Raw genomic sequence first — 14625 nt, 5'->3', positions numbered from 1 at the left:
CGTTATATCAGTCGCTTGCGGTCGGTTGATGAGGCGATCCCCATCGCCTCGCGGTATTTGGCGATCGTCCGTCGCGCGACGTCGATCCCCTCGTCTCCAAGCATGGTCGCAATCTTGGCGTCGCTCAAGGGCTTCTTGGGATTTTCTTCTTCGACCAGCTTCTTGATGCGTGCCCGGATGGCCGTGGCGGAGCATTCGCCGCCGTCGCTGGTGCCGACGTGGCTGGAGAAGAAATACTTGAACTCGAACACGCCCCGGGGGGTGAGCATGTACTTGTTGGTGGTCACCCGGCTGACCGTGGACTCGTGCAGCTCGAGTGTCTCGGCGATCTCGCGCAGGACCAGGGGTTTCATGGCGATCTCGCCCTGTTCGAAGAACTCGATCTGCCGACGCACGATCTCGCGGGCCACGTTCAGCAGCGATTCGTTGCGGCTCCTGAGGCTCTTGATGAACCAGCGCGCCTCCTGCAGGTGGTTGCGGATGTAGGTGGCATCCTTGCCCCGGCTGGAGCGGTCGATCAGTCCGGCGTAGGTCTGGTTTACTCGCAGTCGGGGCGCGATTTCCGGGTTGAGGTCGACATGCCAGCCATCCTCGCGATGGGTCACGACCACGTCCGGCTTGATGTAGTCGGCTGCCGTGTCGCCGATGGCCAGCCCCGGGCGGGGATCGAGCATCTGGATCAGTCTCAGCGCCGCCTCGAGGCGTTCGCGGCTGATGCCCAGGCCCTTGGTGACCTGCGGCAGTTCACGTCGTGCGATTGCCTCGAGCCAGTCGCCCTCCAGCACGGCGCGGGCATCGGCGGCGGCCGGGTCGTCGCCGTGGCGCTGGTCGATCTGGATGACCAGGCACTCGGCCAGCGAGCGGGCACCGACGCCTACCGGGTCGAGACGCTGGATGTAGTGAAGCGTGGCCTCGACTTCCTCGACATCGATGCCCGGCAGTTCCTTATCGAGCAGGGCGACGAGCTCCTCGAGTGATTCCTCGAGATAGCCGGACGGTTCGATCGATTCGATCAGTGCCGTGGCGATGCGGCGATCAGTCTCCGACAGCGTGGCCAGATGGATCTGGCTCAGGAGGTGATCGCGCAGATTGTCCTCCCCGGTCGACTGGGTCGCGAAGGGGTCGTAGTCATCGCCGGGCGTGTTGGCACTCAGGGAGGTGCTGCCGTCTGACTCGTAGTAGTCCTCCCAGGATGAGTCCACGACCAGGTCGTCGTCCGCCGACTTGTCCTTGCGGTCCTCGAGCAGTTCCTCGCCCGCCTGCGCGCCAGGGTCCTGCTCCTCGGCGGTGTCCGGCTCGGCGGTGTCTTCTTCCGGGTGCTCCTCCTCGGCGACCTCGAGCAGCGGGTTGCTGTCGAGTGCCTGCTGGATCTCGAGGCTCAGTTCCAGGGTGGAGAGCTGCAGCAACCGAATCGACTGCTGCAGCTGCGGCGTCATCGCCAGCGACTGGCCCAGGCGAAGCTCGAGTCCTGCCTTCATGCCGGCCATGTCGGGCCTCCCGCGGTTGCAAAAACGCCGAGCTGGTGGCGAGCGAGGGGAATGGCTGCCATGGGGATTGCCGAGCCCGGCAACAGGCAATGAGAGGGGTGTGCGCACGCAATTTGCATAAGATCGAGTTTAGCCGATCGGAGGCGCACTGTGCCAGCGATTTCGCCCGGAGTGCCGCCCACGAAATCGCTTCGTCCCGGTTCGTCTCGGGGTGATTACAGGGTGAAATCGTGGCCGAGGTAGACGTCGCGCACCGATTGGTTCGCCAGCAATTGCTCGGCCGTGCCGTGCGCCAGGATCGTGCCGTCGGAGACGATGTAGGCCCGTTTGCACACGCCGAGGGTTTCGCGCACGTTGTGGTCGGTGATCAGGACACCGATCCCGCGATCCCGCAGGTGCTCGATGATGCGCTGGATATCGATCACCGAGATGGGGTCGATGCCGGCGAACGGTTCGTCGAGCAGCATGGCGCGGGGGTTGGCGGCGAGCGCCCGGGCGATCTCCACGCGACGACGCTCGCCCCCGGACAGGGATTGGCCCTTGGAGTCGGCGATGTGCGTGATGTGGAGTTCTTCGAGCAGCTCGTCGAGCGCGCGTCGGCGGGTGGCGCGGTCGAGATCGCGGCGCAGCTCGAGAATGGCGAGGATGTTCTCGCGCACGGTCAGCTTGCGAAATACCGAGGGTTCCTGCGGCAGGTAACCCAGCCCGAGGTGGGCGCGCCGGTCGATCGGCGTGTGCGTGATGTCGCGGCCATCGAGATGGACCGCGCCCTGATCGACGCCGACCAGGCCGACGATCATGTAGAAGCTGGTCGTCTTGCCGGCCCCGTTGGGACCGAGCAGGCCCACGATCTCGCCTGCCTCGACGCTCAACGACACATCGCGCACCACCGGGCGAGCGCCGTAACTCTTCGACAGGCTGTGGACCTCGAGCAGGGCCGGAGCCCGCTTTGGGGTAGCCTCAGGGCGCGAGTGGGCGGTCGCCTCGGTCATGGTTGCCTCAGTCCCCACTGTTGGCGTCTTTCGTGTTGCGCGGCTGCAGGGTCATCTCGACACGGGCGTTGCCGCCTTCCTCGCCGGCTTCGACCACCTCGGTGCCGAGATCGTAGGTGATGCGATCGGAGCGAATCTCGTCACCCGTGCGCTTGAGCCACGCCTCGCCGGTCAGAACGACCGAGCCCTCGGCGGTGCGGTAGTCGGCCTCGCGTGCTTCGCCCTCGACCCAGTTGCCTTCGTCATCGCGTTCGCGGAAGGTGGCGGGGCGGCCCTCGAGCACGGCCCGAATCAGCTCGCCATCTTCTAGATAGAGCGTCGCGCGATTGCCGGTGGCATGCAGACTGCCCTGGTCGATTACCACGTCACCGGTGTAGACGCTGGTGCCTTCCTGGTACTTGGTCACCTTCTTGTCCGCCTGCACCTTGACCGGCTGCGCCCGGTCGGCCTGGGCGGCGAGGACGGGCTGGGCGCCGAGGCCGATCATCAGTGACAGGCCCAGTATCGTGAGCGGGGTCGCGAGTCGGGGGGCGTGGGGGCGGCTTGCGCGGATGAAACGCGTCGGAATATGCATGGTGTGGTCTTCCTGCCTTCTCGCCGGCGCCGGGCGGCATTCCTGCCGTGCCGGGGCGGGTGGGTTAGTCGGTGTTACCCGTCGTGCCGGGTTGGATTTCGTCTTGGACCTGCCCGGTCTGGGTCAGGACCTCGTTGCCCCAGTCGAGGGCGATCCGCTCGGCGTTACTGTGCCAGCGCGGCGTGCCGTCCGGGGCGGTTTCGCTGAGTCGAGCGGGAACCTCGGTGCGTGCCTGGCGCTGTGCCGGGTAGAGCCAGAGTTGTTCGGTGGTCAGCTCCAGTTGCCCGCGTTCCCGGTACGGTACGCGCTGGGCGTGAACCGATCCCGTCAGTTCCACCGTCTCGCCTCGATCGGTCACCGTGCCGTGTTCGGCACGCAAAGTCCAAGGCGGTGCGGCTGGGTCGGCATCCAGCAGGGTGGCTCGCGGGGAATCGAGCTCGTAGCGGTCGCCGGTCGCCGCCTGGTCGAGTTGAATGGCCTGCGAGCTGTCAAGCCGATAGGCGAGTTGGCCCGCCTCGTCGTATTGCCAGCTGGTGGCGTTGTCGAGCCGCTGGGCATAGCCACCGGCGGTACCCGTCGGCGGGATCAGTTCGTCGGCAAGGTTCTGCCAGGTCAGCCAGCCGAGCAGGCCCAGCCCCGCGATGGCGAGCAGGCCGCGGTTGGCCCGGGACGAGAGCCGCCAGCGCATGCCTAACGGTACCGCGCCAGTACGTCACCCCACTGGTCGCGCGCGTCGATCAGCGTGTCGATCAACGCCCGCACCGCGCCGCAGCCACCGGGGACCGGACTGATCCAGTCGACTCGGCTTCGGATCACCATGGGGGCATCGCTGACCGTGGCCGATAGTCCGGCGCGGTTGAGCATCGGCAGGTCGAGCACGTCGTCCCCCATCGCGGCGATCTCGTCGAGGCCGATCTCGAGCAATTGGGCCAGTTCCTCGATCGCCTGGCCCTTGTCGGTCGCGCCGAGTACCACATGCTGGATGCCCAGTGACTTGGCCCGTCGGCTGACCGCCGGCGATGAGCGCCCGGTGATGATCGCGACATCCACGCCCAGCTCCTGGATCAGCTTGATGCCATGGCCGTCCCGGCTGTGGAAGATCTTGTGTTCCTCGCCATCCTCGGTCAGGTGCAGGCGCCCGTCGGTCATCACGCCGTCGACGTCGAGCACCAGCAGCCGGACCTGTCGCGCCCGTTCGATCCATGTCGTGTCGCGGTTGGCCATCACGCGACCCCCGCCCGCAGCAGGTCGTGCATGTTCAGGGCGCCGACCAGGTGGTGTTGCTCGTCGACGACCAACAGCCCGTTGATCTTGTCACGCTCCATCATCGCCATCGCCTCGGCGGCGAGCACATTGGCCGGGCAGGTGCGCGGGTCAGGGGTCATGGCGCGCTCGATCGGGCAGTCGAGATCGAAATCGCTGCGATCGAGCAGGCGGCGCAGGTCGCCGTCGGTGAATAGCCCCAGCAGGCGATCGTCCTCGTCGACAATCGCCGCCATGCCGAGTCCACCCGAGGACATCACCAGCAGGGCCTGCTTGACGCTCTGGCGGGGCCCCACGCGTGGCAGCTGCTCGCCGGTGTGCATGACATCACGCACGTGCAGCAGCAGGCGCCGGCCCAGCGAACCACCCGGGTGGGAGAGTGCGAAGTCCTCGGGCTGAAAGCCGCGGGCGTCGAGCAGGGCAACGGCGAGGGCATCGCCCATGACGAGCGTGGCGGTGGTGCTGGCGGTTGGCGCGAGGTTGAGCGGGCAGGCCTCGCGGTCGACGCCGACGTCCAGATGCACGTCGGCCGACAGGGCGAGCGTTGACTGTGCGCGGCCGGTCATGGCGATCAGGCCGACACCGAGGCGCTTGATCACCGGCAGGATGGCCAGCATCTCGCCGGTTTCGCCGGAGTTCGACAGGGCGATGACCACGTCGCGCTCGGTAATCATGCCCAGGTCGCCGTGGCTCGCCTCGCCCGGGTGGACGAAGAAGGCCGGGGTGCCGGTGCTTGCCAGGGTGGCGGCGATCTTGCCACCGATATGCCCGGACTTGCCCATGCCGGTGACGATCACGCGACCGTCACAATCAAGCATCAGGCGGCAGGCATCCACGAAGGTCTGGTCGAGGCGTGCGGGCAGCGCGTCGATGGCTTGGCGCTCGATGTCGACCACCTCGCGGGCCATGCGCAGCAGGTTGTCGGGATGCAGGGCGTTGTGCTCCATGGCGTGTCCGGTTGGCGTGCTAAGATTTTCGGGTTTCGGAGTATATCAGTCCGACGCGCGCGGGCCGCCCGTGGCAGACGCTGCCTTGGCGATTCCTGCGGTTCCGGCGTCGGTCGATCCCTTGTTCCTGTCCTGGAGGTGAGCGAATGCAGCCGGGAGCTACTGCCATTCAGGTCGATCCTGCCGATGCGGTGATCGAGCGACAACGCGACGCGGCACGGCGCCATCATCTGGAGGTGGTCTTCCGGGACGGCGATGCCGGCGGCGAGCCGGCGCCCGAGGTGGCCGTGATTCCACCGGGTGGGTGCTGGATGGGCAGCCGGGCCACTGAACATGGTGCCCGGCCCGTCGAGCAGCCGCGCCACGAGGTGCATTTCGAGCGCGCTTTCGCCATGACCCGTGGGGCGATCCGCCGCCGCGAGTATTTCGCCTTCCTCGCGGCGAGCGGGCACCGTCGGCCACGCCCCTACAGCTGGAATCACCCGGAATTCCCCATGTACAACGTCTCGGCGCGCGATGCCGAGGCCTACGCGCGATGGTTGAGCGAGATCACCGGTCACCTCTATCGCCTCCCCACGGAAGCCGAGTGGGAGTACGCCGCCCGTGCGGGCACCGACACGATGTTCTGCTTCGGTGACCGGATTCGCCGCCAGGAGGTCAATTGCGCCGGCGGGTTGCACTGCACCCGCGGGTTGTTTCTCTGCGGGGTGGGCAAGCCCGTGCCCGTGGGCAGTCTGCCGCCCAATGCCTGGGGGTTGTTCGAGGTGCACGGCAACCTGCAGGAATTCACCCAGGACCACTGGCGCGATGCCTATGCCGGCGGGCCGCGTCCGGGTGATCGCGCCTATCAAGGCATCGACCAGAAATACCGTTATCTGCGCGCGGTGCGGGGTGGGTCGTGGTTCGATCCCCCGGGGGCATGCCGAAGCGGATCGCGGGCGCGCCGTCATCAGGACGAATTCGACCTGAACCTCGGTTTTCGCCTGGTGCGCGAGATCGGGGCCTGAGCGACGTGTATCATGCGCGGCGCATTTAGCGATCCGATAGCGATCCTGAAGGTCCGATTTGCCCCGTTCAGGGGCGGCCAATTGACGTTCCGAGGTGGCCACCAGCCATGAAGGCGATACATCTAGGTCTGCGCTACCGGCGTTCGCCGGCACTCGAATCGAGCTTTTTCGATCCCGAGATGCCGGCCGACTGGCGTGTGGCCTTCCTGCTCAACGAACAGGACGCCTTGTGGGTGGCCGGAGACGACCCGGACGTCGAGACCGTGCTCGCGGAGCTGGAAGAAGCCCCCACGGATGTTTTTGTGGTGGTCGAAGCGTCGGCCTGGTCGCCGGCGTGGCAGGCGCTGGCCGATGCCGACCGCCACGTCGTGGTGCGGTTGACGGACGAAACGCCGGTCTGGCGCCCCGGTGCCGTCAGTGCGGCGGCGGTGGTGGGGCTGGTGCCGGCCAGTAACAACCCGGCCGATCTGCATGGCTGGCTGTCGGCCTTCCTGGATCAGGCGCCGGCCGAGGCCGCGTTGTTCGTCGACGGCGAGCCGCCCTCCGTGGCCACCGTCGATCGGTTGCGCACCCTGACGGAGTTGATGGGACGGTGAACGATCCTCGTAACACGACCGACATGATCGAGCTCGACGGCGTGCATTTCTCCCGGGGCGACCAGGTGATCTTCGACGGCGTCGACATGCGTTTCGGCCGCGGCGAGGTCACCGTGGTCCTGGGGCCCTCGGGTACCGGCAAGACGACGCTGCTGCGGTTGATCGGCGGACAGGTACGCCCGGCGAGTGGTCGGGTGATGGTCGACGGCATCGAGGTGGCGCGTGCCCGCCGCAAGGCGTTGTACGCCCTGAGGCGGCGCATGGGCGTGCTGTTTCAGAACGGGGCCCTGTTCACCGACCTGACGGTGGGCGAGAACGTCGCCTTTCCGCTGCGCGCCCATTCCCGTTTGGACGAGGCGCTGATTCGCCGCATCGTGCTGTTCAAGCTCGAGGCGGTCGGGCTGCGCTCCGCCCGGGACAAGTACCCGGCGGCGCTTTCCGGCGGCATGGCCCGCCGTGCCGCGCTGGCCCGCGCCATGGCCCTCGATCCGGAAATCATGCTCTATGACGAGCCATTCGCCGGCCAGGATCCGGTCAGCATGGGCGTGCTGCTGCGGTTGATCCGGCGGCTCAACGATGCCCTGGGCCTGACCAGCATCGTCGTGACCCATGACGTGAAGGAGGCGATGAGTATCGCCGACCGGGTGATCGTGATCGCCGGTGGCCGGGTCATCGGGCAGGGCACGCCGGATGAGGTGCGCGCGCAGCGCGAGCAGGAGCCGGCCCTGGCACAGTTTCTCGACGGGGCGGCCGACGGTCCGCTCAATGCGGCCGAGGACGAGGCCCCGCTGTCTGCCGACCTCGGTCTGGGGGGCGGGCAATGAATGCCGTGCTGAACGCGATCGCCCGCCTGGGCCGGCTGGTGCTCGACGGGGCCCAGCACGCCGGATCGATGGCGCTGTTTGCGATCGAGTTGGCCTGGGTGCTGATCCCGACCTGGTCGCGCCCGCGGGATATCCTCCAGCAGATATACGCCGCCGGCGTGCTCTCTTTGGTGATCATCCTGGTCGCCGGTGGGTTTGTCGGCCTGGTGCTGGGGCTGCAGGGCTACAACATCCTGTCGAATTTCAATGCCAGCGAGTCGCTCGGGGTGATGGTGGCCCTTTCGCTGGTACGCGAACTGGGGCCGGTGGTGGCCGCGCTGCTGTTCGCCGGACGGGCCGGTTCGGCGATTACCGCCGAGATCGCGCTGATGAAGACCACCGAGCAGCTCGCTGCGCTGGAGATGATGGCGGTCGATCCGCTGCGGCGGGTGATCGGCCCGCGTTTCTGGGGGGCGATGATCGCGGTGCCCCTGCTGGCGGCGATGTTTTCGCTGGTCGGCATCGTCGGGGGCTACCTGATCGGGGTCGTGGTGCTGGGGGTCGACCAGGCCTCATACTGGGGCCAGATCCGCGAGCAGATGGAGGCCTGGGACGATGTCGGCGGCGGCGCGATCAAGTCGCTGGCCTTCGGTGCCGTGATCGCCCTGATCGCCGTCTACGAGGGTTACCGGGCCGAGCCTACCGCCAGCGGCATGGCTCGCGCGACGACACAGACCGTGGTCCTGAGCTCGCTTGCCGTGCTGGGACTGGATTTTGTAATGACGGCTTTCATGTTTGGGGCGTGATGGAATGAATGTGCAACGCGGAGTCGAGCTGGTGGTGGGGCTGTTCGTGCTCGCCGGGATCGCCGCGCTGATGGTGATGGCGCTGCAATGGAGCAACTTCGGCGCCAGTCGTGTAGCCGGCTATGAAGTCACCGCGCGGTTCGACAACGTCGGCGGGCTGTCGGTGCAATCGCCGGTCAAGCTGGCCGGCTTGACCATCGGCCGAGTGGACTCGATCGAGATCCATCCCGAGACGTTCCAGGCGGAGGTGCGCATGGTGATCGACGACAAGTACGACAATCTGCCAACCGATTCCTTCGCCAACATCTACACTGCCGGGTTGCTCGGGGCGCAATACGTCGAGATTTCGCCCGGTGGTGCGCTTGAGTCGCTCGAGGATGGCGACCGGATCACGATGACCCAGTCGGCGATCATCCTCGAAAGCGTGGTTTCCAAATTCCTGTTCGACAAGGCAAAAGAATGAAGAATCGAGACGGAATCATAGAGCGTGGCGGGGCGCTGGTCCTGATGGCGGCCCTGGTCGCCCTGGCAAGCGGCACGGTCCGGGCCGAGATGGCCCCGAACGAGCCGATTACCCTGGAGCAGGCCACCGAGATGGCCCTGCATGCCGACCCGCGCATCGACGAGCAGCGCGCCAACGTCGCGCGGGCCCAGGCGTTGATCGAACGGGTGAAAGGCGAGGGCGGGCCGCGCGTCTCGGCCAACCTTTACGCGGGGCTGGCGCCGAAGGCCGAGGACGGCATCTTCACCAATGGCACCAATTCCTGCCCCGCAGGTGAGTCCTGCACCTTACGCGACGATGGCAACGAGCTCGACGAGGGCTTGACCGTCACCTCTGGGTTGACCGCCTCGATCATCCAGCCGCTCTACACCTTCGGCAAGCTGGAGAACTACGGCGATGCGGCCCGCCTGAACCGCGACGTGAAAGCCTCCGAGGTGGCCTTGGCGCGGGGCGAGACCTGGCTCACGGTGCGTCGCGCCTACTGGGGCTTTCTGGCCGCGCGCGACACGCGCCAGATGCTCGAAGGGGTCAAGCGCCAGGTCGATCGCACTCGTGAGGACATGCGCAAGGACGCCGAGGCCGGCGAGGTGCCGATGAGCCAGCTGTACGCGCTCGAGAGCGGGGCGGCCCAGCTGGATCGCTACCTGGCCGAGGCCGGCAGCGTCGAGGCCATCGCGATCGATGGGCTCAAGACCATTATCGGCGTGCCGATCGATTCGAGCATCGAGGTGGCGGATACGCATATCGAGCCGATCACCTTGCCCGATGGCGAACTCGGCGAGCTGGCCGATCGGGCCCTGGCGCAGCGCCCGGAAATGGCCATGGCCGAGAACGGTCAGGCGGCAATGCGCCATTACGTGGAGGCGCGCAAGAGCGAACGCTACCCGAACCTGTACGCCGGCGTGGTTGCCGGGGCGACGTATACGCCGGGGCGCGATCGACTCAACAACCCCTACATCAACCAGCCTCTCAACCAGGCGTATGCCGCGCCGGTGGTCGGGCTGCAGTGGGATTTCAATCCCGGTGTGATGCGGGCGAATGTCAGTGATGCCGAGGCCCAGCTCCAGGGTGTGGTCGCCAAGGCGCAGCTGGCCCGCCAGGGCATCCCGTTTCAGGTGGCCGAGGCCTATCACCAGTCGCATGGTCTGGATCGACAGATCCAGGCGCTGGAGGCGGCCAAGGACAACAGCCGCAAGTGGATGGTTTCGACCTTCATGGATTACCAGGCGGGCCTGGCGGGAGGCGAGGAGTTGGCCGAAGCGGTCAAGGCCAACACCGAGGTGCAGGCTGATTATTTCCGCCTCATCAATGACTACAACATGAGCGTGGCGAAGTTGGCGATCGCCACGGGTGACTATCCCCAGTGAGGCCGGGGCCCCTCGGTGGGGCCATGACATCTGGACCGCCGCGTGGCGTTGTCGCCAATGACATTCAATTGTGAGATCCGTATGAGCTTTGCATCCTCCCTGTTTTACCGTGCCCCTCGTGCCTCCCGGCCCGTTCTTGCTCTGCTGGGCCTGCTGCTGGCCGGTCTGGCCATGACCGCGCGTGCCGAGCCGAGTGAAGCGGATGCCCGCCATTTGGTGGAGTCGACCGCCGAGTCAGTAATCGCCGAGATTCGCGCCAACCAGGCGGCCGTGGAGGCCGACCCCGAGGCGTTGCTGGCAATCGTGGATCGGCTGTTGTTGCCGCATGTCGATTCCGCGCGCATGACCCGGTTGGTCCTGGGGCGTTACTACCGACAGGCCACGGCGTCCCAGCGCGCGCAGTTCAACCAGGAATTCCAGCGATTGCTGGTCCGCACCTACGCCGGCCCGCTCTCCGAATTGGGCGACCAGGAAATCGAGATCGTCGGCACCAAGCCGGGTGGGGCGGACGATGAACTGGTGGTCGAGTCCGAGGTCTCCGGGGGCGATCTGGGTACCGTGCCGGTGGCCTACCGCATGGCGCCGGTCGACGGCGAGTGGAAGTCCTACGACGTGATCGTCGACGGCATCAGCCTGGTCAACAACTATCGCGGCAGCTTCGCGCAGAAGATCCAGCGTGACGGCATCGACGGGCTGATCCGGACCCTGCGAGAGCAGAATGAAGACGGCCGCAGCTGAACGCGGCTGGAGCCTGCGCGTCGAACCGGGGGTAATCCGCGTGAGTGGATCGCTGCTGCGCGCGGAACTCGATCGCCAACCGGGCGACCTCCCGGCGGACGCGGTGGGCCCGACGGTCGATGTGCACCTCGGCCAGGTCGGGCGCATTGATACCGCCGGGCTGGCTTGGCTGGCTGCCATTCAGGCCGACGCCGAGGCAAAAGGCATCCGTCTGCGATACACTCACGCGCCCCAGGCCATGCGCCAGATGCTGGCGGTCTACGGTCTCGAGGGGCTGATGCCCGTCGATTCCGGCCTGGATTAGCCCACGGCCCGAGACCCGATCCGATTCCATGAACAAGCTCCTGATCCGCGGCGGCACGCCGCTCGATGGCGAGATTCGCATTTCCGGCGCCAAGAACGCCGTGCTGCCGATGATGGCCGCCTCTTTGCTGGCCGATTCGCCGGTCATCATCGAGAACGTCCCGCACCTGCAGGACGTCACGACCACCATGGAGTTGCTCGGCCGCATGGGGGCGACGCTGACGGTCGGTGACCAGATGAGTGTCGAGGTTGATACCACCACGGTCGACACGCTCGAGGCGCCCTACGATCTGGTGCGCACCATGCGCGCCTCGATCCTCACGCTCGGACCGATGCTGGCCCGTTTCAAGAAGGCGCGCGTCTCGCTGCCGGGGGGCTGTGCCATCGGCACGCGCCCGGTGGACATCCACCTCAAGGGCCTCGAGGCATTGGGGGCCGACGTGCGCGTCGAGGGTGGCTACATCGAGACCGCGGCCGAACAGCTGGTGGGCGCGCGCATCGTCCTCGACCAGGTCACGGTCACCGGGACCGAGAACCTGATGATGGCGGCGGTGTTCGCCAAGGGCGAGACGGTGCTCGAGAACGCTGCCCGCGAGCCGGAAGTGGTCGATCTGGCCAACTTCCTCAACGCCATGGGCGCGGACGTGCGCGGGGCGGGCAGCGACGTGATCCGCATTCACGGGGTCGAGCGCCTGCAGGGCGTGCGTTACCGCGTGCTGCCGGATCGGATCGAGACCGGTACGTACCTGGTCGCCGCGGCGATGACCCGTGGTCGCATCCTGGTGCGCGACACCCGTCCCGAGCTCCTTGATGCGGTGCTGGCCAAGCTCGAGCAGGCCGGCGCGGAGATCGAGTTGGGCGAGGACTGGATCCGGCTCGACATGCACGGGCGCCGCCCCAAGGCGGTCGACATCCGCACCGCGCCGCACCCGGGCTTTCCCACGGATATGCAGGCGCAGTTCGTGGCGATGAACGCGGTGGCCGAGGGCACCTCGACGGTGGTCGAGACCATCTTCGAGAACCGTTTCATGCACGTCCAGGAAATCCAGCGCATGGGCGCGGACATCCATATCGAGGGCAACACCGCGATCATTCGCGGGGTGGAGGCCCTGTCGGGCGCGCCCATCATGGCAACCGACCTGCGTGCCTCGGCCAGCCTCGTGCTGGCGGGCCTGGTCGCCAATGGCGAAACCGTCGTCAATCGCATCTATCACATCGACCGGGGTTACGAGTCCATCGAAGAGAAACTCTCCCGCCTCGGCGCCAATATCCAACGGATCACGAGCTGATCGCCATGTCCCAATCCGACCAGATCGTCGTCGCGCTCTCCAAGGGGCGCATTTTCAAGGAAACCCTGCCGCTGCTGGCCTCCGTGGGTATCGAACCGCTGGAGGACCCGGACAAGAGCCGCAAGCTGATCCTCGAGACCAGCGACCCGAGCGTGCGCCTGTTGATCCTGCGCGCCTCGGACGTGCCCACCTACGTTCAGCATGGCGCGGCCGACATCGGCGTGGCCGGCAAGGACGTGCTGATGGAACACGGGGGCGAGGGCCTGTTCGAGCTGGTCGACCTCAAGATCGCGCAGTGCAAGCTGATGGTGGCCGGCAAGCCGGGGGCGCTCGAGCGTGCCGGCCGTATCCGCGTGGCGACCAAGTACACCCGCTCGGCCGAGTCCTACTTTGCCGATCGCGGCCGGCAGATCGAGCTGATCAAGCTGTACGGCTCGATGGAGCTCGCGCCGCTGGTGGACCTGGGCGACTGCATCGTCGACGTGGTCGACACCGGCAATACCCTCCGCGCCAACGGGCTGGAGCCGCTCGAGCACATCGCCGAGATTTCCTCGCGCCTGATCGTCAACCGCGCGGCGCAGAAGCTCAAGCATGCGCGGGTGACTGATTTCGTCGAGCGGGTGGAGCAGTACCTGGAGGGCAAGTGATGATCCGTCGCATGAATGCCCGCGCCGCGGGTTTCGATCGCCAGCTGGGTGAACTCCTCGACTGGTCAGGCATGGCCGACGATCGGGTGGAGGGCATTGTTCGCGAGATCCTGGCCGATGTGCGCCAGCGCGGCGATGCCGCCGTGGTCGAGCACACCCGGCGTCTCGATCGGCTCGAGGTCACGGCGGCGGGCGAACTGGAACTGTCTGCCGAGCGGCTTGATGCCGCCCTCGCGGCCATTCCGGGCGATGTGCGCGAGGCCCTCGAGCTGGCCGCCGAGCGCCTGCGCGCCTACGCCGAACGACAGAAGGGCGAGAGCTGGTCGTACACGGAAGCCAACGGCAACGTGCTGGGCCAGCAGGTCACGCCGCTCGACCGGGTCGGGTTGTATGTGCCCGGCGGCAAGGCGGCCTATCCGTCGTCGGTATTGATGAACGCGATCCCGGCCAAGGTCGCCGGGGTCGAGCAGGTGATCATGGTTGTGCCTACCCCGGACGGCGTGCAGAACGACACCGTGCTGGCCGCGGCGCGTATCGCCGGGGTGGATCGGGTGTTCACCGTCGGCGGCGCCCAGGCGGTGGGCGCGCTGGCCTATGGCACCGAGACGATCCCGGCGGTGGACAAGATCGTCGGCCCGGGCAATATCTTTGTCGCCGCCGCGAAACGCGAGGTCTTCGGCCAGGTGGGCATCGACATGATCGCCGGCCCCTCCGAGATCCTGATCGTCTGCGACGGTCACACCGATCCCGATTGGATCGCGATGGATCTGTTCTCGCAGGCCGAGCATGACGAGCAGGCGCAGTCGATCCTGCTGGCGCACGATCCCGATTTCCTCGACACGGTCGCCGCCTCGATCGAGCGCCTGCTGCCCGACCAGCCACGTGCCGAGATCATCGCCAAGGCGCTGGAAACCCGTGGCGCGCTGATCGAGGTGGCCGATATCGATCACGCGATCGAGCTGGTCAACCGGGTTGCCCCCGAGCACCTGGAACTCTCGTTCGAGGGTGCCGAGGCGCGCCTGGGCGAGATCCGCAACGCCGGGGCGATCTTCGTCGGTCGTTACACCGCCGAGGCCCTGGGCGACTACTGCGCGGGGCCCAACCACGTCCTGCCCACTTCGGGCACGGCGCGCTTTTCCTCGCCGTTGGGGGTCTACGACTTTCAGAAGCGCTCGAGCATCATCCACTGTTCCCCGGCCGGCGCCGCGGAACTGGGCCGCATCGCCGACCGGCTTGCCCGTGCCGAAGGGCTCGAAGCCCACGCCCAGTCGGCTCGCTATCGGGTCGAGGCCGAGGGCTGAGCG

Annotated in this window: 17 protein-coding genes; 11 read left to right on the top strand and 6 right to left on the bottom strand. The window is 66.9% G+C overall.

Annotation, left to right across the window (positions count from 1 at the left end; all coding sequences use genetic code 11):
• Nucleotides 1-2 precede the first annotated feature (2 nt).
• The 6 genes from SR882_RS07305 to SR882_RS07280 all read right to left on the bottom strand — a co-directional run bounded on the left by SR882_RS07305 (nt 3) and on the right by SR882_RS07280 (nt 5263).
• Entirely contained in the window at nt 3-1478 is a 1476-nt protein-coding gene (locus tag SR882_RS07305) for an RNA polymerase factor sigma-54 (RefSeq protein WP_322522401.1), read from the bottom strand.
• A 224-nt stretch (nt 1479-1702) separates the two neighbouring features.
• Nucleotides 1703-2479, bottom strand: a complete 777-nt coding sequence (lptB, locus tag SR882_RS07300; protein ID WP_322520597.1) for an LPS export ABC transporter ATP-binding protein — start codon at nt 2477-2479, stop codon at nt 1703-1705.
• A gap of 7 nt (nt 2480-2486) precedes the next feature.
• Nucleotides 2487-3053, bottom strand: coding sequence for a lipopolysaccharide transport periplasmic protein LptA (lptA, locus tag SR882_RS07295; protein WP_322520596.1), 567 nt, complete (start codon nt 3051-3053; stop codon nt 2487-2489).
• 64 nt (nt 3054-3117) lie between these two features.
• Nucleotides 3118-3741 (bottom strand): LPS export ABC transporter periplasmic protein LptC, encoded by a 624-nt coding sequence (gene lptC, locus SR882_RS07290; protein ID WP_322520595.1) that lies wholly within the window; start codon nt 3739-3741, stop codon nt 3118-3120.
• A gap of 2 nt (nt 3742-3743) precedes the next feature.
• On the bottom strand, nt 3744-4277 hold the full coding sequence (locus tag SR882_RS07285; RefSeq protein WP_322520594.1) for a KdsC family phosphatase: 534 nt from the start codon (nt 4275-4277) through the stop codon (nt 3744-3746).
• Entirely contained in the window at nt 4277-5263 is a 987-nt protein-coding gene (locus SR882_RS07280; RefSeq protein WP_322520593.1) for a KpsF/GutQ family sugar-phosphate isomerase, read from the bottom strand. The genes SR882_RS07285 and SR882_RS07280 overlap by 1 nt, the downstream gene beginning before the upstream one ends.
• Nucleotides 5264-5409: 146 nt before the next feature.
• Here SR882_RS07280 and SR882_RS07275 point away from each other — a divergent pair, with 146 nt between their 5' ends.
• The 11 genes from SR882_RS07275 (at nt 5410) to hisD (ending at nt 14622) form a co-directional block, all read left to right on the top strand.
• Nucleotides 5410-6270 (top strand): formylglycine-generating enzyme family protein, encoded by an 861-nt coding sequence (locus tag SR882_RS07275; protein ID WP_322520592.1) that lies wholly within the window; start codon nt 5410-5412, stop codon nt 6268-6270.
• Nucleotides 6271-6377: 107 nt separating this feature from the next.
• Nucleotides 6378-6866 carry a hypothetical protein gene (locus SR882_RS07270; protein WP_322520591.1) on the top strand — a complete coding sequence of 163 codons (489 nt, stop codon included), beginning with the start codon at nt 6378-6380 and terminating at the stop codon, nt 6864-6866.
• Nucleotides 6863-7690, top strand: coding sequence for an ABC transporter ATP-binding protein (locus SR882_RS07265; RefSeq protein ID WP_407653305.1), 828 nt, complete (start codon nt 6863-6865; stop codon nt 7688-7690). Before SR882_RS07270 ends, SR882_RS07265 begins: the two co-directional genes overlap by 4 nt.
• Nucleotides 7687-8475, top strand: coding sequence for a lipid asymmetry maintenance ABC transporter permease subunit MlaE (gene mlaE / locus SR882_RS07260; RefSeq protein WP_322520590.1), 789 nt, complete (start codon nt 7687-7689; stop codon nt 8473-8475). Before SR882_RS07265 ends, mlaE begins: the two co-directional genes overlap by 4 nt.
• Before the next feature lie 4 nt (nt 8476-8479).
• Nucleotides 8480-8938: an outer membrane lipid asymmetry maintenance protein MlaD gene (gene mlaD / locus SR882_RS07255; protein ID WP_322520589.1), complete on the top strand. Its 459-nt coding sequence runs from the start codon at nt 8480-8482 to the stop codon at nt 8936-8938.
• Nucleotides 8935-10344 (top strand): TolC family protein, encoded by a 1410-nt coding sequence (locus tag SR882_RS07250; protein WP_322520588.1) that lies wholly within the window; start codon nt 8935-8937, stop codon nt 10342-10344. Before mlaD ends, SR882_RS07250 begins: the two co-directional genes overlap by 4 nt.
• 81 nt (nt 10345-10425) lie before the next feature.
• A complete protein-coding gene (locus tag SR882_RS07245; RefSeq protein WP_322520587.1) occupies nt 10426-11082 on the top strand; it encodes an MlaC/ttg2D family ABC transporter substrate-binding protein in 657 nt (218 codons plus the stop codon).
• Complete coding sequence (locus SR882_RS07240; RefSeq protein WP_322520586.1) at nt 11063-11386, top strand: STAS domain-containing protein; 324 nt, start codon at nt 11063-11065, stop codon at nt 11384-11386. Before SR882_RS07245 ends, SR882_RS07240 begins: the two co-directional genes overlap by 20 nt.
• A 28-nt stretch (nt 11387-11414) precedes the next feature.
• Nucleotides 11415-12674, top strand: coding sequence for a UDP-N-acetylglucosamine 1-carboxyvinyltransferase (murA, locus tag SR882_RS07235; protein WP_322520585.1), 1260 nt, complete (start codon nt 11415-11417; stop codon nt 12672-12674).
• A 5-nt stretch (nt 12675-12679) separates the two neighbouring features.
• On the top strand, nt 12680-13321 hold the full coding sequence (hisG, locus tag SR882_RS07230) for an ATP phosphoribosyltransferase (RefSeq protein WP_322520584.1): 642 nt from the start codon (nt 12680-12682) through the stop codon (nt 13319-13321).
• Nucleotides 13321-14622 carry a histidinol dehydrogenase gene (gene hisD / locus SR882_RS07225; protein WP_322520583.1) on the top strand — a complete coding sequence of 434 codons (1302 nt, stop codon included), beginning with the start codon at nt 13321-13323 and terminating at the stop codon, nt 14620-14622. The genes hisG and hisD overlap by 1 nt, the downstream gene beginning before the upstream one ends.
• Nucleotides 14623-14625 lie beyond the last annotated feature (3 nt).

It is taken from the genome of Guyparkeria halophila (genome assembly GCF_034479635.1).
Classification (GTDB): domain Bacteria; phylum Pseudomonadota; class Gammaproteobacteria; order Halothiobacillales; family Halothiobacillaceae; genus Guyparkeria; species Guyparkeria halophila.
The sequence above is the reverse complement of the archived record's forward strand: the minus strand, read 5'-3'. Positions and strand labels throughout refer to the sequence as shown.